The sequence below is a fragment of the Streptomyces gossypii genome, assembly GCF_025165795.1.
Lineage (GTDB): Bacteria > Actinomycetota > Actinomycetes > Streptomycetales > Streptomycetaceae > Streptomyces > Streptomyces gossypii.
The window spans coordinates 362,514-388,561 of sequence record NZ_JAJAGO010000007.1 but is presented as its reverse complement, the minus strand read 5'-3'; the positions used below and the strand labels follow the sequence as shown (position 1 = coordinate 388,561).

Below are 26,048 nucleotides of genomic sequence, written 5' to 3'. Positions count from 1 at the left end.
CGGAGGGCTCAGTGCGCGTACGGGTCGGGAACTTCTCCCTGCCGGGCCAGGAAGGCGAAGTCGCAACCCGTGTCGGCCTGGGTGATCTGGTCGTGGTAGAGCGCTCCGTAGCCGCGCTCGTACCGGTTGGGCGGCGGCGTCCAGTCAGCCCGGCGCCGGGCCAACTCCTCGTCGGTGACGTCGAGGTGGAGGCTGCGGGCCTCGACGTCCAGGGTGATCGGATCACCGCTCCGGACGAGTGCGAGAGGCCCGCCGACATACGACTCGGGCGCGATGTGCAGCACGCACGCCCCGTAACTGGTGCCGCTCATACGGGCGTCGGAGAGCCGGACCATGTCCCGCACCCCCTGCTTCAGCAGGTAGTCCGGGAGGGGCAGCATGCCGTACTCGGGCATGCCGGGGCCGCCCTTTGGCCCCGCGTTGCGGAGCACCAGCACATGGTCCGGGGTGAGGGCCAGCGCCGGGTCGTTGATGGTGCGCTGCATCTCGGCGTAGTCGTCGAAGACGACCGCCGGGCCGGTGTGCCGCAGCAGCCGCGGTTCGGCCGCGATGTGCTTGATGACCGCGCCGTCCGGGCAGAGATTTCCCCGGAGCACCGCGACGCCGCCCTCGTCGGCGAGCGGGTTGTCCCGCTCCCGGATGACCTCGGCGTTGTGCACCAGCGCACCGTCCAGCTGCTCGCGCAGAGTGCCGTGCGCGACGGTCGGGCGGTCCAGATGCAGCAGATCACTGATCCGGGCCAGGAAACCGGGCAGGCCACCGGCGAAGTGGAAGTCCTCCATCAGGTACTTCCCGCCGGGCCGCAGATCGGCCAGCACCGGGACGGTACGGGCGATGCGGTCGAAGTCGTCGAGGGTGAGCCGGACTCCGGAGCGGCCCGCCATCGCGATCAGATGGATGACGGCGTTGGTGGAGCCGCCGAGCGCGAGGACGGTGGCGACGGCGTCCTCGTATGCCTCAGCGGTGAGGAGCTTCGACAGCGTCAGCTGCTGCCACACCAGATCGACGATCCGCGCTCCGGAAGCGGCCGCCATCCGGTCATGGCCGGAGTCGACGGCCGGAATGGAGGAGGCCCCCGGCATGGTGACACCCAGCGCCTCGGCGGCGGCCGTCAGGGTCGAGGCGGTGCCCATGGTCATGCAGTGGCCCGGCGAACGGGCGAGCCCGGTCTCCAGCTCGGCCATCTCGCAGTCGCCGATGAGTCCGGCGCGCTTGTCGTCCCAGTACTTCCACATGTCGGTGCCGGAGCCCAGGACCTCGTTGCGCCAGTGGCCCGGGAGCATCGGCCCGGCGGGCACGAAGACGGCCGGCAGGTCGGCGGAGGCCGCGCCCATCAGCAGCGCGGGGGTGGACTTGTCGCAGCCGCCCATCAGCACGGCGCCGTCGACGGGATAGGAGCGCAGCAGCTCCTCCGTCTCCATCGCCAGCATGTTGCGGTAGAGCATCGGGGTCGGCTTCTGGAAGGTCTCCGACAGGGTGGAGACGGGGAATTCGAGCGGGAAGCCGCCCGCCTGCCAGACGCCCCGCTTGACCGCCTGGGCCCGCTCGCGCAAGTGCACGTGGCAGGGGTTGATGTCCGACCAGGTGTTGAGCACCGCGATGACCGGCTTGCCCAGGTGCTCCTCGGGGAGGTAGCCGAGCTGGCGGGTGCGGGCCCGGTGGCTGAACGAACGGAGACCGTCCGTCCCGTACCACTGGTGGCTGCGCAGTTCCTCGGGCGCGAGGCGGGGGTTCACACGGACCACCTCGCGACCAGGTCGGCGACCTCGGCGCGCTCGGGCTCCGGCAGCACCCGGCTCGGCGGGCGTACCTCGCGGCGGCAGAGACCGAGGGAGGCCAGGGCCTCCTTGACGATCGTCACGTTGTCGGCGGACTGCCGGTCGGCGCGGAGTTCCTCGAAGCGGCGGATCCGCTCCCATACCTTCATCGCCGCCACGTAGTCGCCGTCCCGCAGCGCCTCCAGCATGGTGAACGAGACGCCGGGGGCGATGTTGACGAGGCCCGAGGTGAATCCGGTGGCGCCCGTGGCGAAGTAGGAGGGGGCGTACAGCTCGGCAAGGCCCGCGATCCAGACGAACCGCTCCAGCCCCGCGTCCCGGGCGAAGGCGCCGAACCGGGCGGCGTCCGGGACCGCGTACTTCACCCCGATGACGTTGGGGCAGCTGTCGGCGAGGGCGGCTAGCCGGCGCCCGTCCAGCAGCGGATTGCGGATGTAGGGGACCACGCCCAGGGCGGGCACGGCCTCGGCGATGGCCCGGTGGTAGTCGACCCAGCCGTCCTGCGCGATGTAGGGATGCACGGGCTGATGCACCATCACCATCTCGGCGCCGCTGTCCCTCGCATGCTCGGCGGCTGCCACGGCGGTCGGCAGGTCATGACCGACCCCGGCCAGGAGGGTGGCACGGCCGCCCGCCTCGTCGGCGGTCAGCTCGGTGACGGTGCGGCGCTCCTCGGGGGAGAGGGCGTAGAACTCCCCGGTGTTGCCGTTCGGGGTGAGGATGCGCACGCCTCCGTCGAGCAGCCGTCGCACGAGAGCGCGGTGCGTCGCCGTGTCGATGCTCCCGTCCGCGGCGAACGGGGTCACCGGGATCGCGACGACATCGGAGAGAGCCGCCTTGAGCGGTGCGAGGTCCATGGGGGCTGGCCTTTCGTCGGTGCGCCGGTTCACGCCGGGTCACCCCCGTCTTCGTCGTCGGGGAAGCCGCGGCTGACGAACGACGCGATGTGATCGTGCAGAGCACGGGCCGCCGCCGCCCCGTCTCCGTCGAGCGCGAGCCGCAGGATCTCGCGGTGCTCGGCGGCCTCGCGTTCCCAGGTCGGGATCGTCGCCCAGGCCACCGTCGACACCAGGGCGGCCTGGTCGCGAAGCTCGTCGAGCATCTGCGTCAGCAGCGGATTGCCGCACGGCAGATACAGCGCCCGGTGGAAATCCCTGTTCGCCAGCGACCTGTCCGCCTTGTCCCCGGCCGAGTCGGCCCGCTCCAGGGCCTCCTGGGCCGCCTCCAGGGAGACCTTCCGGCCGATGCTGCGACGCAGCGCCTCTGGTTCGAGGAGCAGCCGCACGTCGCACACCTCCCGCGCCATCGTCGCGTCGACAAGCCGCACGATGGCGCCCTTGTACTGGTTCATCACGACGAGGCCGGTGCCGGCCAGGGTCTTCAGCGCCTCACGTACGGGGGTCTTGGACACCCCGAACTGTGCGGCGAGTTCGGTCTCGACGAGCGCCTGTCCTGGCTGGAGCTGCGCCGTGAGGATCGCGTGCTTGATCGCCTCCAGCACGTACTGGGTGCGGGACGGAATCGGGGCGGGCGCAAAGGTCATGGGTGCAGGGCTCTCACATCTCGCGTATCGCGTCTCATATATGACGTACGAAGTACGACGCGATGAAGTTAGAAGGCTGCGCAGGGTTCGTCAACGCTTCTGACAAGAACGGTTTACGGCGCGCCCCGGGGGCCTGCCGTCAACCGAGGCGGGACAGCGCCTCCGTGACGGAGCGCAGATCCGGCCCGGAGGCCAACCCGGCGTGATAGAGCCGCAGCTGGTTCGCCCCGAGCGAGGCCGCGTGCGCGGCGTCCCGCTCGAGGGTGCCGGGGCTTCCCCCCATCCCGGTGACCACCGAGAAATTGGCCGCCAGCACACCGGTCCGCCCCGCGAACGGCCCGAGTACCGCCTCCCGCGCCGCGTCGCCGCCGGTGCAGGGCAGCACCACGCCGTCCGCCACGGAGAGGATGCTCCGCGCGTCCACGCCGACGTTCGCCCCGGAACGGTAGGGCGCCGGATCGGCATGCAACAGCACCTGGAAGCCCGGCCTCGCGGCCGCCCGCACGGCGCCGATGGCGGACTCCTGGAGCGTACGGGCGACATGGCCGCGCCACCGGAGTGAACCTGCGGCGAGCCGGGCACCGAGCAGTTCCTCCACGCCGGACCAGCCCGCCTCCGCCGAACCGGAACCGGCCCAGGCCGGCTCCAGAGCGCGGCGCACCGCACCTGCCAGCTCCTCCGCCGCCACGCCGTGTTCGCCGTATCCGGCCCGGCAGGTGGCGCAGAAGCACAGCGACATCAGATACTGCGCGGCCTCGCCGAGCCCGACGCCGCCCGCCTTGTCGTGGGCGTGCAGATGGGCGAAGCCGTACCAGCCGCAGGACTCCAGCTCGGTGCCGTGTGCACCGGGGCGCACCGCCGCCTCGGCCGCCAGGCCGACGAGATAGGCGCGGACGGCGGGCTGGGCGATGCACGGCGCCCACGGATAGCGGTCGCCGTACGCGTTGGTCACGCTGACACCCGGATGCTCGGCGCCCTGCCGCGAGTTGTGCGCGAGCACCACCCAGCTGTGCACCTCGAGGCCCGCGTCCGTCAGGGCCTGGGCGGCTTCGGCGTAGGGATCGTCGGAGGCGACCCAGGACTGCTCGTAGGGGCGCAGCTCCTGCCCCTTCCACCGACCGGCATCCGGTGGGTAGAGCACCGCGGAGTGCTCGGCGGTGACGATCCGGTGGCCGGGATGGCGCGGTGTCAGCGCCCGGGTCGAGTGGTACGCGGAGGCGAGCGTCACCTGCTGGACACCCAGGCCGGAGACGCGGGCGGCCGCGTCCGGATCCCCGAGGACGTCCCAGGGGTAGAGGAAGGCGGAGGTCTTCACCGGGGTCATGATCGCTCCCTGGGGGCTACAGTTCGGGCCCAAAGTATGATCAGCGCCCAACGGCCGTGACCAGAGCCGCGACGGCAGGCGGCAACAAGTGGCGCGTCCCGCGCGGGCCCGCCGTACACGCACCAGGTCGCAAGGCCGGTCCGCGCACCCGCCCTCGCGTTCGTAGCCGTAGTCGCACCCGCAGCCGCAGCCGCACCAGCGTCCGACACCGCATCAGCACTCGCCCGAGGAGACTCGCATGCCCGCACCCCGCACCGTCCTGCTCACCGGCGCCGCCGGCGGACTCGGCACCCTCATGCGGGAACTGCTGCCCGCTTACGGATACGAGCTGCGCCTCCTCGACGTCACCCCCATGGAGGACGAACCGGACGCGATCACCGCCGACCTCGGCGACCGTGAGGCGCTGCGGGAGGCCGTGCGCGGGGTCGACGCGGTGATCCATCTCGCGGGCATCTCCCTGGAAGCCCCGTTCGACATGATCCTGCGGGCCAACATCGAGGGCACGTACAACCTCTACGAGGCGGCGCGCGAGGAAGGTGTGCGGCGGATCGTCTTCGCCTCCTCCAACCACGCGATCGGCTTCACCCCGCGCCCGCTCCCGGGCGACCCGCTCCTCCCCGACGGCGCTCCGCACCGCCCCGACACCTTCTACGGCCTCTCCAAGTCCTTCGGTGAGGATCTCGCCCAGCTGTACTGGGACCGGCACGGCATGGAGACCGTCTCCGTCCGCATCGGCTCCTGCTTCCCGGAGCCGACATCGGTGCGGATGCTGTCCCTGTGGATGAGCCCTGGAGACGGAGCCCGGCTCCTCCACGCGGCACTCACCGCGCGGGACGTGGGGCACACCGTCGTCTACGGCTCCTCCGCCAACACCCGCCTGTGGTGGGACCTGACGACCGCACGGTCCCTGGGATACGAGCCGCAGGACGACTCGGAGCCGTACGCGGAGCGGCTGATCGCCGAACAGGGCGAACTGCGCCCGGACGACCCGGCGCACACCCGCCTGGGCGGCCACTTCGTGACGGACCCGCCGCTCTGGCCGCGCCCGGCGAGCTGAGCGGGGCCGGCCGCAGCCGACGGCGGTATGGTGGCCGATCCGGCGCTCTGCTACGTTTCCTGGCCGGGGTCGCGACTCGCTGAGGCCGTGACTCGGCAGGACCGCACAGCCGGGTGTCCACGAGCGGAGAAGCGGCGTCCCGGCGGATCGACGGACCCCTCCGCACGGCGGCTCTTCCGACCTGCACGACGCGCAGACACGGCACGCAGACACGGCACCACGACGCTGAACCGGCGGGACACGACGCCCGGTCCAGCGGTACCCGCTCCCCCCCGGACGTCCCGAAGACCTCTCCACGGAGTGATCGCGGCACCGTGCCGAGAGGCGCCGAAGGAGGAACAGCTATGAGCGTCGCCTGGCTGAAGGTCCACGACGCGGAGGGGGCCGACACCCTCGCCGTCTGCTTTCCACCCGCCGGTGCCGACGACTCGGCCTTCGCCGGCTGGCACGGGGCCCTTCCCGAGGGCACCGCGCTCGCCCTGGTCATGCCGCCCGGCCGGGGCTCCCGGACGGACGAACCACCCGTCACCGACCTGGCGCGGTACGCGGATGCCGTGGCCACCGGCATCCGCGCGGTCGCCGCGGGACGGCGGCTGGTCCTGATCGGTGTCGGTCTGGGGGCGTTGGCGGCGTACGAGACGTGCCGCCGCCTGCTGGACGCCGGAGTGCCGGTAGCCCGGCTGGGTGCGGTGGCCGGGCGGGCGCCCGGAGACTTCCACGGCGCCGCCGTCCCGGAAGCCCCGGCCGGGCCCGGCCCGGAGGACGTGCCGCCGTCCCCGCTCCACGCGGACCTGCGTCTGGCCGACAGCTACGACGGCCGCCGGTCACCCGCGCTCGCGGTCGGCCTGCGCGCGGTGTGGGCCACCGGCGACGCGCGCGTGCCGCTGGCAGTGGCACGCAGATGGACCGGCTGGAGCACCGGCGACCGTGCCGCGATCGGTGTCGAGGGGGGACACGACGTCCATCTGGAGTGTCCCGCGGCGGTCCTCTCGGCGTGCCTGGACGACCGCCCCGCCGGCGACCGCCCCGCGGACGGTTCCACCCCCGCGCCCGCCCGCGGGGCCCGCCCGAGCCGTCGCGCGGTGCTCGGCGCCGGGGCCACGGCGGTCACGGGCGCTGTGCTGTCCCCGGCCGCCGAAGCGGCGGCCGCGCCCCGTCCGAGTGCCGCTGCCGCGCCCGCTGCCGAGGGCCGTGCCGGGGACTCCTTCGACGGTGATCCCACCGATCCCGTGGCGCTCGCCGTCGCGATGATCCGGCAGAACACCAGCAATCCCGGTGACGGAGCGGTCACCCTGCCGCACGCCCGCATGCTCCAGGGCCTCTTCGAGGCAGCCGGGGTGCCCACCGAGATGGTGCCGACGCCGAAGAAGGACAACGTCCACTTCTTCGCGCGCGTCCCAGGCAGCAAGCCCGCAGGGAAGAAGCCGCTGCTGTTCCTCGGCCACAGTGACGTGGTTCCCGCCACGGGGGACACCTGGACCGTCGAGCCCTTTGCCGGGCACATCGAGGACGGAAGACTGTACGGCCGGGGCGCGCTCGACATGAAGGGGGTCAACGCCGCCTTCGTGGCAGCCCTGCTGCGCCATGTGCGGGAAGGTGCGCGCTTCGACCGCGACATCGTCTTCTGGTCCGACTGCGACGAGGAGCAGGGGCCCCACGGGGTGCGCTGGTTCCTCGACGAGCACCCGGACAAGGTCGATCCCGGTGTGGTCCTCACGGAGGGCGGCTGGCTGCTCAACCAGCGTGACGGCACCACCCCCATGGTCGCCACGCTCACGTGCAACGACCGGCGCTTCATGCCGCTGCGGCTGGAGACCACCTCGTACGCCACACACACCTCCAAGCCGTTCGCCGGGCAGGCGGTCATCCGGCTGGGCCGGATGCTGGAGCGGCTGGGCGAGTGGCGCGCGCACATCCGCCCCAACGCGCTGTCGCGCCGGTACTTCACCGAACTCGCCCGGGCCACCACCGACCCGGTCCTCGCAGCGGCCGTCCGCCGGATGCTCGACGCCCGGACCCAGGCGGCCCGGGACCGGGCGGGCGAGGAGGTGGTCCGGCTCAGCGAGACCCCGGAACTGCACAACGCCATGCTGCGGACCACGGCCGCCTTCACCGCGACCAGCGCGGGTTACTACGTCAGCATCGTGCCGGGAACCGCCACCGCCGACTTCCGGGTCGCGTTCCTGCCGGGGGGCGGCGACGACCCCGGCCGTGTCGTCGCCGAGCTGCGCACACTCCTCGGGGAAGGGGCCACCTTGCAGGTGGTCGGCAGCCCGGGAGAGACCGAGCAGCAAACGCTGGACCGGGCGCGCCAGTACCTGTCCATTCCGGACTCCAGCACCGACACGGACGTCTTCCGCGCCTGGGAGGAGGCCGTACGGCAGAGCCACCCGGGCGTACGGGCGTCAGCGTGCCAGTTCGAGGCCGTGACGAGCGCGGTGCCGTTCCGCCAGCGTGGCATCCCGGTGTACGGCATTTACCCGTTCGCGGTCACCCGGGACATGCTCAAGCGCATGCACGGCACGGACGAGCACATCGGCGCCGCCGCCCTGCGGCAGGGCACCGAGACGCTCTACCAACTCCTCGCGCGGCTGCGCGTCTAAGAGCCCCTCACAGAATGGGCGGCCGATCAGCTTGCGGCGTCTGGTGCGTGCGCTCGCAAGGCGGAGGATCGTCCTCGTACTGGGCGTACATGGACGACTCCGACAACGCGGCGAGCGCGCGTGCCAGGCGTCGCAAGCCGACCGCCCATTCTGTCAGGGGCTCTAAGGGCTGTCCCGCCGGCGAACCGCCATGCCGTCGCCGGGCGTTCTACGGACGGCCGAGCGCCCGGAACTCCCAGCCGGCCGCACGCCATCGGGAGGCGTCCAGGGTGTTGCGGCCGTCGATGATCCGACGCCGTGCCACCGTCCCGCTCAGCTCCACGGGATCGATGTCCCCGAATTCTGGCCACTCGGTGAGATGCAGCAGCACATGGGCTCCGCAGGCGGCCTTGGTGACCGACTCGGCGAAGGCCAGCGCCGGGAAGGACTTGCGGGCGTTGTCGGTCGCCTTCGGGTCGTAGACGGTCACCTCGGCCCCCTGTTGCCGTATCCGCTCGGCCACCGCGAGCGCCGGCGAGTCGCGTACGTCGTCGGAGTCGGGCTTGAAGGCCGCTCCCAGCACCGTGATCCGCCGCCCGTGGAACGTCCCGCCGCCGAACCGCCTGGCCAGGTCGACCACCGCGGCACGCCGCCGCAGATTGATCTCGTCCACCTCCCGCAGGAACCGTACGGCCGGGCTGACGCCCAGCTCCTCGGCCCGTGCCATGAACGCGCGGATGTCCTTGGGCAGACAGCCCCCGCCGAAGCCGACCCCCGAACGCAGGAACCGGCCGCCGATCCGCGGGTCGTACGAGAGTGCCTCCGCCAGCTGCTGTACGTCCGCTCCCGCCACCTCGCACACTTCGGCCATGGCGTTGATGAAGGAGATCTTCGTGGCGAGGAAGGAGTTCGCCGCGACCTTGACCAGCTCCGCGGTGGCGAGGTCGGTGACCACCAGGGGCACCGCTGCGGGGCCGTCCGCCGGTTCCAGCAGGGGTGCGTAGACCTCGCGCAGCAGCCGCTCCGCCCGGTCCGAGGCGACACCGAGGACCAGCCGGTCCGGCCGCAGGGTGTCGCGCACCGCGAACCCCTCGCGCAGGAACTCCGGATTCCAGGCCACCTCGGCGTCCCGCCCCGCCGGGGCCAGCTCCGCCAGCCGGGCCGCCAGCCGCTCGGCCGTGCCCACCGGAACGGTGGACTTGCCCACCAGCAGACACGGTCGGGACAGATGCGGGCCGAGCCCTTCCACGACCGCTTCCGTGTAACGCAGGTCGGCACCCGGTCCGTCGGTGCGCTGCGGAGTCCCCACGCACGAGAAGTGCACCTCGGCGAAGGCCGCCACCTCCTCGTACGAGGTGGTGAACCGCAGGCGCCCCGAGGCGAGTTGATCGCGCAGGAGCGATTCGAGCCCGGGTTCGTGGAACGGGAGGCGGCCCGCCGAGAGGGACGCGGCCTTCTCGGCGTCCACGTCCATGCCCAGCGTCTCGAACCCGAGGGCGGCCATGCAGACCGCGTGGGTGGTTCCCAGATATCCGGTGCCGATCACCGAGATACGGCGGTCATGGGGTGATGGCGGCGCCGGGACGCCTGCTTCGGTCTCGTTCCTCACGGGGGACTCCTCGAACTCATGGCCCTGCCTGGTGTGGGGCACTCGTGTCGCTGCCCTCCTGGTGGTGGAGGTGGTGCGGTCGCCGCTGTTCCTGACGGTGACGGTGGGAGTTCGCCCGGGACGGGCTACGGACGCGTCACCTGACCCCCTGATCGAGACGGCTCCGCACGGGTGGGACCACGGCAGCCGTCTTCTCCCGGGACCTGCGGCGCAGCCCGTCCGCGCTGAGCAGTGTCAGCGCGGTCCAGATCAGCACGAATCCGATCCAGCGCGAGGCGGGCATCGACTCGTGGAACAGCAGGACCCCGATCAGCAGTTGCAGAATGGGCGTCAGGTACTGCAGCAGCCCGATGGTGGTGAGCGGGAGCCGCCGGGCGGCGGCCGCGAACAGCAGCAGGGGAGTCGCGACGGTCACCCCGCCCACGGCGAGCAGCACCGCATGCCAGGGCGCGTCGTCGGTGAACGTCCCGTTTCCGGTGGCCACATAGACGGCCAGGCCGCCCGCGGCCACCGGGGCGAGGGTGAGCGACTCGGTCGTCAGGCCCACTATCGCCCCGACATCTCCGCCCACCTGCTTCTTGATCAGTCCGTAGAGGGCGAACGAGGTGGCGAGGACCAGCGCGATCCATGGTGGACGCCCGTAGTCGACGGTGAGGACGACCACGGCCAGCGCCCCCATGGCGACCGCCGTCCACTGCAGCGGGCGCAGCCGTTCGCGCAGGATGAGCACGGCGAGCGCCACGGTCACCAGCGGGTTGATGAAGTACCCCAGGGCCGCCTCGATGACATGGCCGGAGTTCACGGCGTAGACATAGCAGCCCGAGTTCACCGCGAGCACCGTGGCCGCTCCTGCCAGCGACGCCACCCGCCGCCGGTCGCGGAGCACCGTGCGCAGCCGGCGGACGGCGCCGGTGGCCGCGATGACCAGCACACAGAGCGGCAGCGTCCACATGAGCCGGTGCAGCAGGATCTCCAGCGCGCTGGCACTCTCCAGAAGCCGGAAGTACAGCGGGAACAGACCCCACAGGGTGTAGGCACCGAGCCCGAACAGCACTCCTTGGCGTGAGGTCGTCATGCTGGTGCCTGCTGCCCGCTCTTCCCCGCCGTCGCCAGGGCATCGCGGGGGCGGAAGCGGCGGATCCGCCGGCACGCCTCCTCGATGACCGCGTCCTCCTTGGCGAAGCAGAACCGCAGCAGGCCCTCGCCGTTCGCACCCTGGTAGAAGGCGCTCCCCGGCACCGACGCGACACCCCCGTGTTCCAGGAGCCCCATCGCCGCGCCGCGAGCGGTCTGGAATCCCCAGTCGGAGACGTCGGCGAGCACGTAGTACGCCCCGTCCGGGATGATGGGGGACATGCCTGCCGCGGACAGCGCGTCGCACAACTGGTCGCGTTTGCGGTGGTAGGCCGACGCCATCCCGCTGAAGTAGGAGGGTGGCAGGGCGAATCCGGCCAGCACGCCGTGCTGGAGGGGATTGGGCGCGCACACGTAGTACAGGTCGTTGACAAGGGCTATCGCCCGTGACAACGGCTCGGGTGCCACCGCGTAGCCGAGCCGCCATCCCGTGATGCTGAACGTCTTGGACAGCCCCATGATGGTGACCGAGCGGTTCCACAGGTCTCCCACCGTGGCGGGGGAGAGGTGCTGCCGGCCGTCGTAGCGGATGTACTCGTAGATCTCGTCGCTGATGACGAGCAGATCCTGGTCGTGCGCGACCCGCGCGACCGCCTCCAGTTCGGCCCGGCTGAACATCTTGCCGCTGGGGTTCGACGGAGTGCACACCACGAGGGCCCGGGTGTTGGGGCGCAGTGCGGCCCGCAGCGCCTCCTCGGAGAGTGTGAACCGCGGTGGCGCGAGGGTGAGGAACTGCGGCTCCAGCCCGGCGATCACCGCGCCGTTGACGTGATAGCCGTAGTACGGCTCCATGATCAGGATGCCGTCACCGGGATTGAGCAGCGCGTTGACGGCCGCGGCGTACGCACCGGTCGCGCCCACGGTGACCACGACCTCACCGCCGGGATCGGCCTGGAGGCAGTTGTCCCGCGCCAGCTTCTCCGCGATCGCCCGGCGCAGCGCGAGATGCCCCTCGGTGTAGGTGTAGGTGCTCTCGTCGGCGTCGATCGCCGCCCTGGCCGCCCCGGCGACGACCGGAGGGGTCGGCAGGTCGCAGATCCCCTGCCCGAGGTTGATGGCCCCGGCCCGGTCGCTCTCCCGGCTCATCCGCCGGATGTCCGACTGGGCCAGCCCGCGCAGGCGGTCCGCGACGAAGTGCGACGCCGTCCCGGGGCGCGTCGTCTCCGCCATCAGGAGGCCCTCTGCGGCACCGCGAGGGGCCCGGCGCCCGGCGACGCCTCCTCCCGGGCCGTCCTGCTGGAGAACTCTGCGATCGTACGGCGCAGCCCGTCCTCCAGATCGATCTTCGGCTCCCAGCCGAACAGTGCGCCCGCCCGGGATATGTCGGGGCGGCGGCGGGTCGGATCGTCCTCGGGGAGCGGCCGGAAGACCAGTTCGGACGACGAGCCGGCCAGCCGCCTGATCTCGCGGGCGATCTGCTCGACTGTCGTCTCCTGTGGGTTGCCCAGGTTCACCGGCTCGGCGTCGGTCTCGGTGCGCATGAAGCGGACGATGGCGTCGACGAGGTCGTCGACATAGCACAGGGACCGTGTCTGGCTGCCGTCTCCGTAGACGGTGAGGGGCTCGCCGCGCAGCGCCTGCACGGTGAAGTTCGACACCACCCTCCCGTCGTTCTCCTGCATACGCGGCCCGTAGGTGTTGAAGATCCGCCCGAGCCGGATCTCCACGCCGTACTGCCGTGCGAAGCTCACCGCGAGGGCCTCCGCACAGCGCTTCCCCTCGTCGTAGCAGGCCCGGATGCCGACTGGATTGACATGCCCCCAATATCCCTCGGGCTGGGGATGCACCTCGGGGTCGCCGTACACCTCGGAGGTGGAGGCGACGAACAGCCGGGCACCGGTTTCGCGCGCCAGCTCGAGGGTGTTCAGTGTGCCCTGCACGCTGATGCGGATGGTGCGTACCGGGTTCCGCTGGTAGTGGGTGGGGGAAGCCGGGCAGGCGAGATGGTAGATCTGGTCGACCTCGACGTGAAAGGGCTCGGCGACGTCGTGCCGCGTGAACTCGAAGCGGGGACTCTCGAGCAGATGGCTGATGTTGCGGCGCTGCCCGGTGAAGAGATTGTCCATGCAGACGACTTCGTGGCCGTCGTCGAGTAACCGTTCGCAGAGATGCGACCCGATGAATCCGGCGCCACCTGTGACAAGAACGCGTCTACGCATGAGGAGATGACCTTTCGTCACTCATTGAAGAGGCGAGGAGCGGTCGGCTGTACCGCTACCGCATGGAAAGACCGCCGTTGCAGTCGATCGTTTCTCCGGTGACGAAGGTGCTTTCGACCAGGTACTCGATCGTGCGGGCGACATCGCCCACATTTCCCGCGCGCTTGAGCGGGGTGCTCTCGATGAACTGCTGCATTTTCGCTTCGGACGTCACGCGCTTGTGGAAGCGGGTGTCGATGATTCCGGGCGACACCGCGTTGACCCGGATGAGCGGTGCGAGCTCATTGGCGGCGCCCCGGGTGAAAGCATCCATGGCGGCCTTGGAGGCGCCGTACGCCGTCGCAGTCGGCGCCCCGTGACGCATGGCGATGGAGGTCACGTTGACGACACAGGGGTCGGTGCCCTGGCGGAGCAGTCCGGTGCACAGACCGGTCAGCCGCATCGCCGAGAAGGTGTTGAGCGCGAACGTCGCGGTGAGGTGCTCCCAGGACAGGTCCGCCACGGACTGCCGCTCGATCATTCCGCCGGTGTTGTTGACCAGGACGTCCAGCACATCGGTGCGCTTGCCGATCTCCTCGGACAGCGCCGTGCAGCCCGCGTCCGAGGTCAGATCCGCCTCGATCACCTCGATATCGGCGCAGACCGGTGCCAGCTCCTCGCGCAGGGCGAGGGCGTCCGCCTTGGACGTGTGGTATTGCAGAATCAGCCGGTTCCCGGGGGCCAGCTGCCTAGCCGTAGCCGCTCCGATGCCCATCCCGGCACCCGTGATCACGAGGGTCTTCCTCGACATGCACTCATCCGTTTCCGGCCGAAGGTACGGCCCGTCTTTGCCGACTGCCTGACGCGGCACTAGGGCGCGTCCGACAGGCCGATGACGTCACTGAACCGCAGGGCGAGCGCCTCCGGCACATTCATGTTGGCTGCGTGCTTCTTCGCCTGAGCGGTCAGCAGTTCCGGCTTCCGGGCCCATTCGGGCACCGTCTCCCAGCAGGCCCGCGTCGAAGCGGCGAGAATATCTCGGGCCTCGTCCGGCCTCATGTTTCCGGTGGCCCGCGAATGTTCCAGAGCCAGCGCCAGTTCCTTCTTCGCGTTTACCGCGCACATGGTCCACTTGGGCAGCACGGTCATGGTGGCACCGGAATGGACCCCGAAGACGCCGATGTTCCGCCGTACCCGCGAGTCCGAGACCGTGTTGATGGCGACCTTGAGATAGGTCCCCAGGACCGTGGACCTGCGCAGTTCCGGATAGAACTCGCGCAGCCGGTCCACCGTCCGTCTGGCGCGCTCCCGCATTTCCGGGTGCCCCTCGGCCAGATAGTGTGCGTACTCGGCCGGGGGATCGCAGGAGACCGGGTCCATCACCCTGTTCAGCACGTGCGCGGCCGGCGGGTGGTAGATCATCGCGACATGCTCGTTGAGCGGGCTGAGCATGCCGCCGTAGGAGTCCTCCAGCTTCAGGCAGGTGAAGTTCTTGTCCGTGCCGTCAGGGAGATCGACGTAGAGGATTTCGCGCAGAGCCATGAACAGCTGCGGGAACTCGATGTCCGGGTTGAGCCGCTTGGCCATCCCGAAGGCGGCCGTCGCGAGGCAGAGACCGACCTGGTCCGCGACCAGTGTGTATCCGGTCCCGTCGGCCGCCGTGCAGGCGACCTCGTACCGGCCGTCGGCGAGACGGTTCACCGATCCCACCCTGGTGCCTTCGCGGAAGTCGACCCCGCACTGCCGGAGTTCCCAGTCGAGCACGGTGGACACGAGCACCGGGTTCATCCCCCGCTGCGGAGTCAGGAACCCGGCCGCCACATCGTCGACGCCCTCGACGGCCGGGACCTCGCGGCAGATCACCGACGGTTCGCCGAAGACGGCGTTCGCCGGGTCCTCCTCGCAACGCTGGGCATAGTGCGCGCGGATGACGTCCATGTTCGTACGGCACTGGCCGACGATGTCGTGGCCGTCGTCCATCATGCTCTGGGAGGCGATGATGCGGCTGTAGGTCTTGCCGCCGTAGATCAGCTCGGGGAAGAACCGTTCGTTTTCGATGCGGCCGTCCAGGCAGTCGCGTGCGCTCTGCGGGTCGAATGGGTACTCGGCACCGCTGTGGTTCTCGCTGACGATGTTGCTGGTCCGGGTGCACACCGGGTACGTGCCCCCGGAGCGGGCCTGCTGCTCCTCCAGGACGATGACGTCGTACCCCGCCCGGCTGCGGGTGAGGGCGGAGAGGCAGCCCGCGATCCCCGCGCCGATCACCACATGGACTTCCCGGCGCTTCACTCCCCGCCCTCCCGGTCTCCGGTGGTCGCGTATGCCGCGTGCACCCGGGTGAGTGCGGCGGCGACGCCGCGGATGTCGTCCTCCGTGTGGTTGGCCGCTATGCACAGCCGCAGTTGTGCGGATCTCCTGCGGACGATGGGGAAGAAGACCACGGAGGCGAAGTAGCCCGTTTCGAGGAGGTCCTCGCCGGCCTTGAGCGCGTTCTCCTCGTCTCCGATCGGAACCATCCGGATGGGACTGAACGGCAGTGGCCTCCCCATGAGTTCATCGAACAGCGCCACCCGCTCGCGCAGGGTCTGCTGCAAAGGGGCGATCGCGCCTTCGTGGTGCAGTTCCACCACGGCGCGACACGCGTACACCGCCTGGAAGGTCTGTGCCGCGGAGAACGCGTAGACTTGGCCGTAGGAGCGGATCAGCTGCTCCCGCCACTCACCCTGGACGAGCAGCCCGCCGCCGTAGGCACCGAATCCCTTCGACAGCGAATACGTCAGGATGACGCGGTCGGGAATGTCGCCCGTGATCTGGCTGAGGACCTGTCCCTCCCCCCGCTCTCCGAAGATGCCCAGGCCGTGGGCGTCGTCGATGTACAGGAAGAAGTCCAGTTCTTCGGCCATGGCGAGAAGTTCGCGGGCCGGGCACAGGCCGCCCATCGAATAGATGCCGTCGGCCACGTAGACCGGCGTCTCGCCCCGCGCACGCGCGGCCGTGACCTGTTGCCGCAGGTCGTCGAGCGAGTTGTGCGCGACCGTCTCCACCGTCGCTTCAGCGGCCAGCACCGGCTTCAGGTACTGCATGGACGAGTGGGCGAACTGGTCGAAGATCAGGCATGTCCTGTGCGTCGCGCCTTCCTCGAAGAGCACACCACTGGCGAGGAGCGGCATGAGGGAGATGTGCGCGGTGGTCGTCGAGGGGAAGGTGATGGCGCGGCCCCGGTACAGGGCTGACAACTCCTCTTCGAGAAGTCGCTGCGGCTCGATGGAGAAGCGCGAGCGGGCACAGCAGAAGTTCATCCCCCACTGCTCCTCCACCGACCTCGCCGCCGCTATGACACGGGGGTGAAGATCAAGGCCGAGGTAGGAGCAGTTGACGAATTCGACGACGTCCCGGCCGTCCGGGAGGAAGACGCTCTTCCCGTTGCGTCCGGTGATGCTCACCTGCATCAGGCTGCTGTCGACCGCGCGCTCGTACTGGGCGGACGACTCCTTGACGACGAAAGGGGTGTTCCTGAGCCGAGCAGTGCCGGAATCTGATCCCATATCGACCTCGATAACAGTCGGATAATGCTGGCAGTGACTGATTGACGGCATGCCTGTGCGCCGCGATCTCCAGGAGGCTGATCGGATCACGGGCGTGAAAATGGCGCCCCTGGGGTCGGGGGCGGGCCGCCAGTTTACGCAGATTCCACAGGCAAGAAGGACTCGGAGGCGGGCGAAGGCGGATGAAGTCCGCAGCCAGTCTGAGGCGGTGTCGTCAACACCGTGAAATGCATGCGCACTCGCATGAATGTGACTCCACGTGTGTTCCCGGTGGACGTCCGAACGGAACTGTCGCCGGAGACTCCTGCGCTACAGGTGTGATTCCCTCGCGTCTCACCTCCTGATCTGATTGAAGCGTAACCTAACGGCCTCGGGAGATCCAGGGCAACAATCTCCACATGTATGGCCTGTTCCGGTCTCGCCTTTCCGTGTCTGCATATCTCGACATTTGGGTTCCAGCTCACAAAAGGTACATAGCACCCATGCCCCGTGGCTGCCCGTATTCGAAGGAATGCATATGCCAGAACAGTCCGCACGCTCGATGAATTGACGAAACCTGGACCGCGCGAGGCGGATATCCTCCATCGTGCGGACGATCACCACGGCGAACCGGGGGAGTCACAGCCGATTCCTTCCGGCCATGAACGATTCGCACCGCCCCGGCGCACCCGGCCCATGGGTTTCAGAAGCACCAGGGGAATCTGCCGGCGATCTGCTGAACGGTCTTCTTCCGCTCGCTGTAGATCGTTTATCCTGGAACCGGAGGTCGATGGACGCGGATGGCACCAGGTTCTCCCCGGTCAGTGGCCTGAACTGTCCGCTGCCTGGGGTGCGACAGGTGTCGTGGACGGAGGGTTCCTGGCGATCTCGCGTCCCTGCGTGAAGTCCGGGGCGCGCCGGATGATCCCGCGATGCCGTGTGCGCGGGGCCCGGCTTTTGTCAGTCACCGCCGACGGGGTCATGGCATCGCCGGGGACCACGGCTGTACCGCGCTTCGCCTCCGCACGATCCAGGCCATCCATGCGATCTTGACTCCGCGACTATTCAGGACGATAGGGGTCCACAGTTCTGGAGTGGCTTTAACGCCGAATCAAGTATTGCTGCGACAGTCGCATGGCTGGGTAGGATGGAACCGGTCTCCGCACGTGCGTTGAATTTTTCTTCTATGATATCCGTAAACCTATCCCATTGAGCCGCCAGAGGCTCGGGGTATTCGGAGCACTCGATCTGCTCTGACACTTGGTTGGGCCTTGCGTAGACGGTGACGGACGGGTGCAAAAGGTCTGCCACGATAGTTCTGTTCTGCTCGGATATCGTCAATCGACGTGTCGGCCGGGATGACACTCTACTTGCCGGCAAGGCCGCGATGCGAGCACCCGAAAACTCCAGTTCAGCTTCCACGGTATCCTCTCCGGTTCTTCCCTGGCAGCTGTGGCGCCCGGTGGCAGAGTTGACGGTTTTCGGGGTTTCCTCATCAAAGAGGCGAAGGGCGATGTCGATGTCGTGTACCAGCAGATCCCACGTAACGCCCGCATGCATACGCGGAGAGTAACTCGAGAGCCGATGCGTATGAAGTGCCTGCGGAGATTCCACGTGCGATAGAGCCTCGAGGACCGCGGGGTTGAATCTTTCGATAACCCGCACATCAATGGAACGTCTCGGCGCAACGCGGTGTCAACTATATCCTTGCTTCCGCTCAGGCTCGCGCACAAGGGCTTCTCCACGAAAAGTGGGAGGTCCTCCGACAGCACATCCAAAGCGGTCTTTCGGTGCTGGTCTGTCGAGGAAGCGACAACGACAGCGTCCACGTTGGAAAGGTTCTCGACCTCTGGCATCCAATCTGCCCCAAAGTACCTTGCCAGTCTGCGTCCTCGGTGCTCTGCGGGGTCCACCGCTGGTCAGCCCAGCCATGGGCGAGCGGACCGCGCTCCAGCTTCCGCTCCAGTTTCGTGATCTGGTCTACCGAAAGCCCCGGGCGCCCTGGCGATCCCTTCGACCGAACGCCTTCTTCGCCCTGCTCGCGCCACTGACGGCGCCATCGCTCCACCGACCGCTCGCTCACCCGCAGCGCGGCCGCGATCTCCCGGTTCTTCGCGCCGCTCTCGAAGCGACCGACCGCTTCCAGCCGGATCCGCTCTCTTGCAGCCCTCTTGGCATCGGTCAAACCGCCACCCTGCGCGTATCTCACACCCCACAGCTACCGACCCGACTCAGCCCCTGTCAGGCGAACGGCCCGACATCACCCAATCAAGTTCAGTAGCAAGCGTTATCTCTTATAAGAGCTGCCCCGTACTGCTGGTTACGGGTGAGATGATCTTCTCGTGGCTGGTGTGGTCAATGGCTTCCGAGCCGTCCTGGACAGGCACGTTCAGGGGCCGAGCCCGCACAGCTCTTGGTCACCTCGAACCGCCGCGAGCGCGGCCAGGCCGAACTCCCGGCCTGGAAGGTTCGCGCTGCGTGGCCGTGTTCTTTGTTGAGGGAGAGGCGATGAGATCGCGCGGATGTTCCAAGTGAGTCGCGGCACTGTTCAGGTCGATGGGGTCCACGCAGCCCCATGACGCCCAGACTGCTCGCGCACCTGCGGCTTGTGCGCACTCGATGTCGAGTGGACTGTCCCCGATGTAGGTGCAGTCGGCCGGGCTGATGCTGAGCCGGTCGCAGACGGCCAGCAGTCCTTCCCGCGCTGAGGGCTCGAAGAGCCGCGTGGTAGTTCCCGAGGTCGCGCTGTTCGCAGGTGCGGCCGAGGAGGCAGGACAGCATGTCCACCGGTGAGCCGATGGGGTAGGCGGCGATCACCCGTTCCCTGCCGGGTGCTTCTCCTCCGGCTTGGAGGACCGCAGCCGCGTAGGCGGCGGGGACGACGGTGTCCGTCTTGATGAGGGTTCCGTCCATGTCCCAGACGACTGCCGTTGTGTGCTCTCCCAGTGTCATGAGTTACACGTCCTTGCCAAGTCCGCTGACAGAGGTCGGCGTTTGCGAGGTTCCTGGCGCGAACACGGCCGCAGCCCCGCGCAGTGTTCACGCGGACGTTGACCACACCTCGCCCCCAGAGGCCGTTTTCTGTCAGTGCTTCATCCGGAGACGGTGTTCTCGCCGGTGAGGCGGCGGGCCCGCACGGTCGAGCAGCTGGGTGTCGACCACGACGCTCCGCTTCCTTCCTGCCCACGGCCCTTTGCCTGCGTCCGGGCGCCGACTCGGGACAGCCTGCGCACCACGGTGGGATTCTCCCAGCGGCACCCGGCGCGACTCCAGGAGCTCGCGGACGGGTGCCGCCGAAGGAGACGACCGCGTCGGTGCCTTGCGGCGGCTACGGCAGCCGGTCTGACCGCGTCCGAGGCACTGAGAGGCTCATCTTGGGGACTTTCCTGCTCGGTGAGGGCGTTGTCCGGGCAGGTGCTCTCGTGCCACTGCCAGCCGGCAGCCCCTCAGACTCGGGCGGTGAATTTGACCTCGACCAGCAGCTCGGGGAAGGCCAGCCGGGGGGTGCCGATCATTGTGCTCGCCACCTGAGGGTCCGGTCGACCGTAGGCTTTCTTGCGCACCGGTCCTGCCGCGGCGTCAGCTGCGTCGACATCGACTGCGTAGAGGGTTTCTTCGACGACGTCGTCCAGTGATGCACCGAAACGCCGCAGTAGTTCTGCCGCGTTGGCATAGCACTGGCGCAGCTGCTCGCCCATGTTGGTGAAATCAGTCACCAGCCCGGCATCATCGACGGGGGCGGGGGCCACGAGTTCCGTCCCGTCGTGTGCCACCTGGCCGGAGAGGTAGAGGGTATCGCCATGCCTGACTGCTTGGACGTACCCGTAGCTTTCCTCCCAGGGGACTCCGAAGCTTTCGACCTGAGACGCGTTCTCTTTCATAGCGCTCCTTCATCAGAAGTGAGTTTCCGTCAAGACATGCACGACGATAGGGGAGTGGGTCAGGGGCGAAACAGACCTGGTTGTGCCACTTACGGCAAGGATCGTGCCACTCGAGGCAGAAAGCGCGCGGACGGAGGGAGCATCAATTGCAATACGAAGAAGGAAGAATAGTTGTCGCGGTCCTTGCGGTGCCGCGGGTGTACGCGCTGGACGTCAGCATTCCGGCGCACATGTTTGGTCAGCATCCGGGCTATCGAGTCTTCGTGTGCGGAGATCACCAGCCTGGTCCGGTCGGTGACCCGGGCGACAGGTCGTCGCACGTCGATGTGGCAGCGGGTATCAGACCGACCCACTCGCTCGCTGACATGGAGTACGCCGATATCGTCGTGGTCCCGGGCTACGAAGATCCGCACCTTCCCGTGCCGGAGGACTGTCTGAAGGCGCTGAAGCTCGCCGTCGAACGGGGTGCGCGAGTCGTCGCCGTCTGCACGGGGGTGTTTGCGCTCGCGGCCAGCGGAGTTCTGAACGGAAAGGCGGCTACGACGCATTGGCGCCATACCGGGCAACTCAGGGAAATGTATCCGGGGGTCGACGTCGTCGAGAACCGGCTGTTCGTCGAAGACGGCGCCGTCCTCACGTCTGCGGGCGCGGGTGCGGGAATCGACGCGTACCTCCATATCGTCCAGACCGACTTCGGGGCCACCGTGGCTGACGGCGTGGCGAAGGAAGTCGTCTTCCCTTCCGTCCGCGGTGCGGACGAGCCGCAGTACACGGACGTGCTCACCCCCTCCCGTGAGAGCCTGCGGGCGACTCGGGAATGGGTGGTCGAAAACATCGGATCACCGGTCACCGTGCAGCGGATGGCGGACCACAGCCTGCTCTCACGGAGAACCTTCATTCGCCGTTTCGTGCGGGAGACGGGAATGCCTCCCATGCAGTGGGTCGCGCTGCAGAGGATTCTCAGCGCACGCCGGCTCCTCGAGTCCTCCGACTGGCCTGTCGAGAGGATCGCCGCAGCTACGGGTTTCGGCACTGCCTCCAATTTCCGGACGATCTTCCGCAGGGAGGTGGGAGCGACCCCGACCGCCTACCGGAAGCTGCACGGCGGCTGAGGTCGTCGAGTACGTCAGTGCCCGCTGGAGACGTCGAGCACGCTCTTGCCCTTGACCCGTCGGTACGGGACGCCCTGACGAAGATCCACCAGGAGCCGTCCCACCTGTGGACCACCGCCACGCTCGCCGCCGCGATCAGCGTGTCCAGGGCTACACCTCCGCACACGCCTTCAGCCGGGCGTTCCGGCGCCACCGCGGCCTCGCCCCGGGCGAATACCGCACCAGGAGCCGCCGGGAATGACGAAGCCGAGCGCGTGCACGGGCCCGCCGCGGACCCCCGCTGCTACGGCGCCGTCAATGCGGCGACCAACTCGTCCAGGCTGTCCGAGCGCCAATCGAAGGTGTCGGTGCTCTCCGGGGGATCTCCGGCCGGCCGCCGGACGTAGGCGGTTCGCATTCCCACCGCCTGAGCTCCGCGAAGGTCCCAGGCGTGGGCGGCGACCATCAGCACGCGCTCTGGTGGGCACCCTGCCGCGTCGACCGCGAGCCGGTAGACGTCCGGTGCGGGCTTGTAGGCCCTTGCGTCTTCGGCGGACAAAGCCTGGTGCCAGCGCAGTCCGGCGTGGGCGTTGAGCCGGAGCAGAGTCGCGCGGCTGGCGTTGGAGAGCCCCAGTACGGGAAATCGCTGCGCCAGGGAGGTGAGTCCGGCGAGGGAGTCGGCCCAGGGCTCCAGGCGCTGACCGGCGGTAGCCAGTCGCTCGATGGCCACCGGGTCGGTGAGCCCGGCGCAGTCGGCTACGCGCTCCGCTGCCTCGCGGTCGATGACCGCGGCGTCGGCGTACGCCCGGGTTGCCTCCCCTATCCGCTGCTGCTCGTGCTCGACATGCTCTTGCCACACGGTGAGCAGTTGCTCGACAGACACGGTGGCGGACGGGGCGTCGGACGCGGGCAGCGCGTCGCGAAGGGCGGCTCGAAGCCCGCCTGGCTCGTCGACCATCGTCCCGAGGATGTCGAAGACGACGACCTCGATGTCACATGCCTCGGCCATCCGGACTCCTAGATTTCGTCACCGGTTCAACAGGTGACGATTGTTGCCCGATCTCACATCACCAGTCAAGATGGTGATGTGAGATTCGCCTTCGTGAGCGGCAACCCCGCTCTGGACCTGGTCGGTACCGTCGGGTCCCGAGACAAGCCCGTCGACCTCCTGGCAGCCCCCGCCGATCTTGAGCAGTGGGTCCTCGAATGCGACGAGCTCCCCGACAAGGTGACCGCCGACGCCGCGACCTTCACCTCCGCACTGCGGCTCCGCGAGGCGATCTACCAGCTGGCACTCGACCGCATGCGGGACCGCCCCTATGCGCCGGCCAGCCTGGATATCGTCAACGCCGCCGCCGCCGGACCGGTCCCCACGGTCGAACTCAGCGACGCGGGCCTGCTTCTGTCGGGAGACCTCCGCTCCGCGCTGGCCCACCTCGCACGCAGCGCGATCGCCGTACTCGCCGACCGTCACGCCTGCTTGAAGGAGTGCGGCCGGCCGGGCTGCACTCGCCTCTACCTTGACCGCTCCCGCGGCGCACGCCGCACCTGGTGCGGCATGGAGGGCTGCGGCAACCGCGTCAAAGCCGCGGCGTACCGAGCCCGCAGACAAGCCGCCGCACAGGGTCGAGATCCCGGGACGGCCACACGAGGGCCTGGTGGCGTCAGCCTTCCTCCGAACGGGAGAGAGCTTCCGTGATCATGCGGGTGGTGACGTCGGGGTCGCCCCGGTCTTGCCGTCGTGGATGCCCCTGAGTCGGAGTCGATCATCATGAGCGCTGCGCCCGCATCGCCGACGGAGGTTCCTGGTCAGCGTGTCCGGCCCAGGGGCAGCCCTCCGGTGTACGGCGATGCGGGAGGGGTACCCACGCACTATGCGCATCAGTGTGGTTGACGTGGGTTCGAACACGGTGCGGCTTGCGGTCGCCGACGCCAAGGACGGAGCGCCGCTTCCGGTGCACACGGCGAAATGGCGACTGCGCCTCTCCCAGATGGTGGGACCGGACCGCCGGCTCGGGCCCAAAGCGATGGAGCAGCTCTGCGAGGCAGTGGCCACGCAGTGGGCCGACGCCGCACGGTGGGCATCGGAGGAGCCGTTTGTCTTCGGGACCGCCGTGATCCGGGATGCTCCGAACAGGGACGAGGTCCTGACGACCGTCCGCGCGGAGACCCAAGTCCCGCTCCACGTACTGCCCGGTGAGGTCGAGGCGGAACTGACGTTCCTGGCTGCCCGTCGCTGGATGGGCTGGCGGGCCGGGCCCCTGGCCGTGCTCGACATCGGCGGCGGCTCGCTGGAAGTTGCCTTTGGCCGGGGCCGCCTGCCCGATTTCGCCGTCTCGTTGCCCCTGGGAGCGAACCGGCTGACGCGCGAGCACCTGCGATGCCAGGGCGTACCGTCGAACGAGGCGCTTCGGGAGGTGCGTCGCCGGATACGTCACGAGCTGCGCGACGTCGCAGCTCGCATCCAGTGGGAGGGCCCGCTGACGGCGGCGGCGACGTCGAGGACCTTCAGCCAGCTGGGGCGGCTGTGCGGCGCGCCAGCCGGGCGCCACGGTCCCTTTCTGGAACGGAAACTGACCCGCAAGGGCCTGCGCGAAGGCATCGACCGGCTGTCCGCCGTCCCTGCGTCCCGGCGCGCCGAACTGCCCGGTATCTCCGCTCCGCGCGCCCCCCAGGCTTTGGCCGGCGCTCTGATCGGGCATACGGCCATGAAGCTCATGGGCCTTGAGGTCCTCACCATCTGCCCCTGGGCGATCCGTGAGGGAATTCTCCTCCGGCGCATCGAGGACCACGGTTCCTGGTTCCCGGAGGACCATGCTGGTGCGAGCCTGGCCGACCCGACCGCCGGTCGCCAACTCAAGCTTACTCGTGGGTAGATGGCCAGGTTCATCAAGCCACAAGCGGCAGCACGACAAGAACGGCTGGGGTACCGCGGAAGTGGGGCACCTGGCCGGCTCCCAGCTTCGCCTGCTCGCCCGGCCGCACTGACAGTACGGAGAAAGACGTGTCCGTCAGCAGCTTTCCGCTGCTGACGCAGGGCTACGTCTGGCTGCCCGACTGCCGTCGGTGCAGTGGTGGAAAGCCGGCTCAGAGGCAGACTGGACGGAACTTGCTGCAACTCGGTAGTTGCGATACATTTTTAGCAATCAATGAGTTGCTATACAGGGAGGGCCGGATGCCCGTACCGGATCGCATCGAGCGCGTGCTCGAACTTCACCACCCGCCCGAGAAGGTGTGGGCGGCACTGACCACGGCCGATGGTCTCGGTGGTTGGTTCGGCTCCAGCGCCGAGATCGACGATCTGCGCCCCGGCGGCCAGGCCCGGGTGCGGTGGAACGACGGCGAGGAACACACCCTGTGGATCCAGATCGTCGATCCGCCCCGCCGGTTCTCCTACCGATGGGCGATCGAAGGGCTGCCACCATCCGACCCGCGCCGAACCTACGTGGAGTTCACGCTGGAGCCGAGACCTGCGGGCACCCGCCTCACGGTCGTGGAAACCGGCTTTGCCCAGCTGCCCGACGACCAGGCCGACGCCTACGAGGGCAACGCCACGGGCTGGCGGACGGAGCTGGCCGAGCTGACCGAGTATCTCGATGCCGCCGCCTGACCACCCCGATGCCGAGTCGACCGCCCAGGAGGTCTTCACCGCGTTGGCCGACCCCACCCGGCGCGGCATCCTCGCTGAACTAGCCGCGCGCGGACCGGCGACCGCGACCGACCTGGCCGACCGGCTGCCCATCTCGCGGCAGGCGATCGCCAAACACCTCGGCCTGCTGGCCGACGCCGGGCTGGTCCGGGCCGAGGCCGGGGAGCGGCGCCGGATCCGCTATCGCCTCCAAGCCGGACCGGTGGCCGTGGCCCAGTCCTTCCTCGCCGCGCTCGCGCGCGACTGGGACAGCCACCTGAGCGTCCTGCGTGACCATCTCGACCAGACCAAGGAGAACGAACCATGAGCCCGACCTTCCGCGGCGGCCACAACATCGCCATGAAGCTTCCCAAAGCACAGTTCGACCGCACCCTCGCCTTCTACCGCGACGTACTGGGCATGGAGGTGACCGACGCGAGCGGCCAAGCCGTCGCCGATGGCGTCGCGCAGAGCGCCTCGGTGCGGTTCGGACCGGTGACTCTGTGGCTCGACCGTGTCGACAACTACTCCCGCGCCGAGCTGTGGCTGGAGCTATTCACCGACGACGTCGACCAGGCGACCGCACACCTCACTGCGCACGGCATCGCCGCCCAGGACGAACTGGAGCCGCTCCCATCCGGAATGAACGCCCACTGGATCTGCAATCCCGTCGGTATCCCGCATATCGTCCGGCTCCCCGAAGACGCCCATTGAGGTTGAACTCGTGATGTCGTGAGGCGCTGACCACAAAGCGGTGCA

At 68.9% G+C, this 26,048-nt stretch carries 23 protein-coding genes and 3 pseudogenes; 9 read left to right on the top strand and 17 right to left on the bottom strand.

Annotated elements, in window-relative coordinates; all coding sequences use genetic code 11:
* Nucleotides 1-8: 8 nt before the first annotated feature.
* From araD to LHJ74_RS17460, 4 genes are all read right to left on the bottom strand, one after another.
* Nucleotides 9-1,736, bottom strand: a complete 1,728-nt coding sequence (gene araD / locus LHJ74_RS17475; protein WP_260218969.1) for an L-arabinonate dehydratase — start codon at nt 1,734-1,736, stop codon at nt 9-11.
* A complete protein-coding gene (locus tag LHJ74_RS17470; protein WP_260218968.1) occupies nt 1,733-2,635 on the bottom strand; it encodes a dihydrodipicolinate synthase family protein in 903 nt (300 codons plus the stop codon). Before LHJ74_RS17470 ends, araD begins: the two co-directional genes overlap by 4 nt.
* Nucleotides 2,636-2,664: 29 nt before the next feature.
* On the bottom strand, nt 2,665-3,321 hold the full coding sequence (locus LHJ74_RS17465) for a GntR family transcriptional regulator (RefSeq protein ID WP_260218967.1): 657 nt from the start codon (nt 3,319-3,321) through the stop codon (nt 2,665-2,667).
* Between the two features lie 139 nt (nt 3,322-3,460).
* Entirely contained in the window at nt 3,461-4,636 is a 1,176-nt protein-coding gene (locus tag LHJ74_RS17460) for a hypothetical protein (RefSeq protein ID WP_260219042.1), read from the bottom strand.
* Nucleotides 4,637-4,883: 247 nt separating this feature from the next.
* On the opposite strand from LHJ74_RS17460, the gene LHJ74_RS17455 reads away from it, so the two are divergent.
* The gene (locus tag LHJ74_RS17455; protein ID WP_260218966.1) at nt 4,884-5,702 is read left to right on the top strand and encodes an NAD-dependent epimerase/dehydratase family protein; all 819 of its coding nucleotides are present in this window, start codon (nt 4,884-4,886) and stop codon (nt 5,700-5,702) included.
* Nucleotides 5,703-6,046: 344 nt separating this feature from the next.
* The gene (locus tag LHJ74_RS17450) at nt 6,047-8,305 is read left to right on the top strand and encodes a M20/M25/M40 family metallo-hydrolase (protein WP_260218965.1); all 2,259 of its coding nucleotides are present in this window, start codon (nt 6,047-6,049) and stop codon (nt 8,303-8,305) included.
* A gap of 208 nt (nt 8,306-8,513) precedes the next feature.
* On the opposite strand, the gene LHJ74_RS17445 is transcribed toward LHJ74_RS17450, so the two are convergent.
* From LHJ74_RS17445 to LHJ74_RS17405, 12 genes and pseudogenes are all read right to left on the bottom strand, one after another.
* Nucleotides 8,514-9,830: a UDP-glucose dehydrogenase family protein gene (locus tag LHJ74_RS17445; RefSeq protein WP_260219041.1), complete on the bottom strand. Its 1,317-nt coding sequence runs from the start codon at nt 9,828-9,830 to the stop codon at nt 8,514-8,516.
* 199 nt (nt 9,831-10,029) lie between these two features.
* Nucleotides 10,030-10,968 (bottom strand): EamA family transporter RarD, encoded by a 939-nt coding sequence (gene rarD, locus LHJ74_RS17440; RefSeq protein WP_260218964.1) that lies wholly within the window; start codon nt 10,966-10,968, stop codon nt 10,030-10,032.
* Nucleotides 10,965-12,197, bottom strand: coding sequence for a pyridoxal phosphate-dependent aminotransferase (locus LHJ74_RS17435; RefSeq protein WP_260218963.1), 1,233 nt, complete (start codon nt 12,195-12,197; stop codon nt 10,965-10,967). The genes rarD and LHJ74_RS17435 overlap by 4 nt, the downstream gene beginning before the upstream one ends.
* Nucleotides 12,197-13,186 carry a UDP-glucuronic acid decarboxylase family protein gene (locus LHJ74_RS17430; RefSeq protein ID WP_260218962.1) on the bottom strand — a complete coding sequence of 330 codons (990 nt, stop codon included), beginning with the start codon at nt 13,184-13,186 and terminating at the stop codon, nt 12,197-12,199. The genes LHJ74_RS17435 and LHJ74_RS17430 overlap by 1 nt, the downstream gene beginning before the upstream one ends.
* A gap of 55 nt (nt 13,187-13,241) precedes the next feature.
* The gene (locus tag LHJ74_RS17425; RefSeq protein WP_260218961.1) at nt 13,242-13,976 is read right to left on the bottom strand and encodes an SDR family NAD(P)-dependent oxidoreductase; all 735 of its coding nucleotides are present in this window, start codon (nt 13,974-13,976) and stop codon (nt 13,242-13,244) included.
* Nucleotides 13,977-14,035: 59 nt separating this feature from the next.
* On the bottom strand, nt 14,036-15,454 hold the full coding sequence (locus LHJ74_RS17420) for an FAD-dependent oxidoreductase (RefSeq protein ID WP_260218960.1): 1,419 nt from the start codon (nt 15,452-15,454) through the stop codon (nt 14,036-14,038).
* Complete coding sequence (locus tag LHJ74_RS17415) at nt 15,451-16,710, bottom strand: aminotransferase class I/II-fold pyridoxal phosphate-dependent enzyme (RefSeq protein WP_260218959.1); 1,260 nt, start codon at nt 16,708-16,710, stop codon at nt 15,451-15,453. Before LHJ74_RS17415 ends, LHJ74_RS17420 begins: the two co-directional genes overlap by 4 nt.
* 1,044 nt (nt 16,711-17,754) lie before the next feature.
* On the bottom strand, nt 17,755-18,303 hold the full coding sequence (locus LHJ74_RS34440; protein ID WP_375546767.1) for a Gfo/Idh/MocA family protein: 549 nt from the start codon (nt 18,301-18,303) through the stop codon (nt 17,755-17,757).
* A 104-nt stretch (nt 18,304-18,407) separates the two neighbouring features.
* Nucleotides 18,408-18,545: pseudogene (locus LHJ74_RS34435) on the bottom strand (Gfo/Idh/MocA family oxidoreductase); the annotation flags it as partial.
* Between the two features lie 50 nt (nt 18,546-18,595).
* Nucleotides 18,596-18,898 (bottom strand): annotated as a pseudogene (locus tag LHJ74_RS34430) (helix-turn-helix domain-containing protein); the annotation flags it as partial.
* A 208-nt stretch (nt 18,899-19,106) separates the two neighbouring features.
* Nucleotides 19,107-19,379: an HAD family hydrolase gene (locus tag LHJ74_RS34425; protein WP_375546772.1), complete on the bottom strand. Its 273-nt coding sequence runs from the start codon at nt 19,377-19,379 to the stop codon at nt 19,107-19,109.
* A 756-nt stretch (nt 19,380-20,135) separates the two neighbouring features.
* Complete coding sequence (locus tag LHJ74_RS17405; RefSeq protein ID WP_260218957.1) at nt 20,136-20,570, bottom strand: Rid family hydrolase; 435 nt, start codon at nt 20,568-20,570, stop codon at nt 20,136-20,138.
* Nucleotides 20,571-20,650: 80 nt separating this feature from the next.
* Between LHJ74_RS17405 and LHJ74_RS17400 the strand changes: the two genes are divergently transcribed.
* Both LHJ74_RS17400 and LHJ74_RS34565 read left to right on the top strand, forming a co-directional pair.
* Nucleotides 20,651-21,682 (top strand): GlxA family transcriptional regulator, encoded by a 1,032-nt coding sequence (locus LHJ74_RS17400; protein WP_311203314.1) that lies wholly within the window; start codon nt 20,651-20,653, stop codon nt 21,680-21,682.
* A gap of 53 nt (nt 21,683-21,735) precedes the next feature.
* Nucleotides 21,736-21,923, top strand: a pseudogene (locus tag LHJ74_RS34565) (AraC family transcriptional regulator); the annotation flags it as partial.
* Between the two features lie 42 nt (nt 21,924-21,965).
* Here the strand turns inward: LHJ74_RS34565 and LHJ74_RS17395 are convergent.
* On the bottom strand, nt 21,966-22,670 hold the full coding sequence (locus tag LHJ74_RS17395; RefSeq protein ID WP_260218955.1) for a haloacid dehalogenase type II: 705 nt from the start codon (nt 22,668-22,670) through the stop codon (nt 21,966-21,968).
* A 78-nt stretch (nt 22,671-22,748) separates the two neighbouring features.
* On the opposite strand from LHJ74_RS17395, the gene LHJ74_RS17390 reads away from it, so the two are divergent.
* The 5 genes from LHJ74_RS17390 (at nt 22,749) to LHJ74_RS17370 (ending at nt 26,003) form a co-directional block, all read left to right on the top strand.
* On the top strand, nt 22,749-23,360 hold the full coding sequence (locus LHJ74_RS17390; protein WP_260218954.1) for a CGNR zinc finger domain-containing protein: 612 nt from the start codon (nt 22,749-22,751) through the stop codon (nt 23,358-23,360).
* Between the two features lie 175 nt (nt 23,361-23,535).
* A complete protein-coding gene (locus tag LHJ74_RS17385; protein ID WP_260218953.1) occupies nt 23,536-24,537 on the top strand; it encodes a Ppx/GppA family phosphatase in 1,002 nt (333 codons plus the stop codon).
* Between the two features lie 299 nt (nt 24,538-24,836).
* Nucleotides 24,837-25,271 (top strand): SRPBCC domain-containing protein, encoded by a 435-nt coding sequence (locus LHJ74_RS17380; protein WP_260218952.1) that lies wholly within the window; start codon nt 24,837-24,839, stop codon nt 25,269-25,271.
* Nucleotides 25,258-25,617, top strand: coding sequence for an ArsR/SmtB family transcription factor (locus LHJ74_RS17375; RefSeq protein WP_260218951.1), 360 nt, complete (start codon nt 25,258-25,260; stop codon nt 25,615-25,617). The genes LHJ74_RS17380 and LHJ74_RS17375 overlap by 14 nt, the downstream gene beginning before the upstream one ends.
* On the top strand, nt 25,614-26,003 hold the full coding sequence (locus tag LHJ74_RS17370) for a VOC family protein (protein WP_260218950.1): 390 nt from the start codon (nt 25,614-25,616) through the stop codon (nt 26,001-26,003). The genes LHJ74_RS17375 and LHJ74_RS17370 overlap by 4 nt, the downstream gene beginning before the upstream one ends.
* Nucleotides 26,004-26,048: the final 45 nt, after the last annotated feature.

Bases quoted from the DNA above. Each gene is read 5' to 3' on its own strand.
- LHJ74_RS17470 (WP_260218968.1), bottom strand. From the start codon at position 2,635: ATGGACCTCGCACCGCTCAAGGCGGCTCTCTCCGATGTCGTCGCGATC.
- LHJ74_RS17465 (WP_260218967.1), bottom strand. From the start codon at position 3,321: ATGACCTTTGCGCCCGCCCCGATTCCGTCCCGCACCCAGTACGTGCTG.
- LHJ74_RS17455 (WP_260218966.1), top strand. From the start codon at position 4,884: ATGCCCGCACCCCGCACCGTCCTGCTCACCGGCGCCGCCGGCGGACTC.
- LHJ74_RS17450 (WP_260218965.1), top strand. From the start codon at position 6,047: ATGAGCGTCGCCTGGCTGAAGGTCCACGACGCGGAGGGGGCCGACACC.
- rarD (WP_260218964.1), bottom strand. From the start codon at position 10,968: ATGACGACCTCACGCCAAGGAGTGCTGTTCGGGCTCGGTGCCTACACC.
- LHJ74_RS17435 (WP_260218963.1), bottom strand. From the start codon at position 12,197: ATGGCGGAGACGACGCGCCCCGGGACGGCGTCGCACTTCGTCGCGGAC.
- LHJ74_RS17430 (WP_260218962.1), bottom strand. From the start codon at position 13,186: ATGCGTAGACGCGTTCTTGTCACAGGTGGCGCCGGATTCATCGGGTCG.
- LHJ74_RS17425 (WP_260218961.1), bottom strand. From the start codon at position 13,976: ATGTCGAGGAAGACCCTCGTGATCACGGGTGCCGGGATGGGCATCGGA.
- LHJ74_RS17415 (WP_260218959.1), bottom strand. From the start codon at position 16,710: ATGGGATCAGATTCCGGCACTGCTCGGCTCAGGAACACCCCTTTCGTC.
- LHJ74_RS17405 (WP_260218957.1), bottom strand. From the start codon at position 20,570: ATGAAAGAGAACGCGTCTCAGGTCGAAAGCTTCGGAGTCCCCTGGGAG.
- LHJ74_RS17395 (WP_260218955.1), bottom strand. From the start codon at position 22,670: ATGGCCGAGGCATGTGACATCGAGGTCGTCGTCTTCGACATCCTCGGG.
- LHJ74_RS17385 (WP_260218953.1), top strand. From the start codon at position 23,536: ATGCGCATCAGTGTGGTTGACGTGGGTTCGAACACGGTGCGGCTTGCG.
- LHJ74_RS17380 (WP_260218952.1), top strand. From the start codon at position 24,837: ATGCCCGTACCGGATCGCATCGAGCGCGTGCTCGAACTTCACCACCCG.
- LHJ74_RS17375 (WP_260218951.1), top strand. From the start codon at position 25,258: ATGCCGCCGCCTGACCACCCCGATGCCGAGTCGACCGCCCAGGAGGTC.
- LHJ74_RS17370 (WP_260218950.1), top strand. From the start codon at position 25,614: ATGAGCCCGACCTTCCGCGGCGGCCACAACATCGCCATGAAGCTTCCC.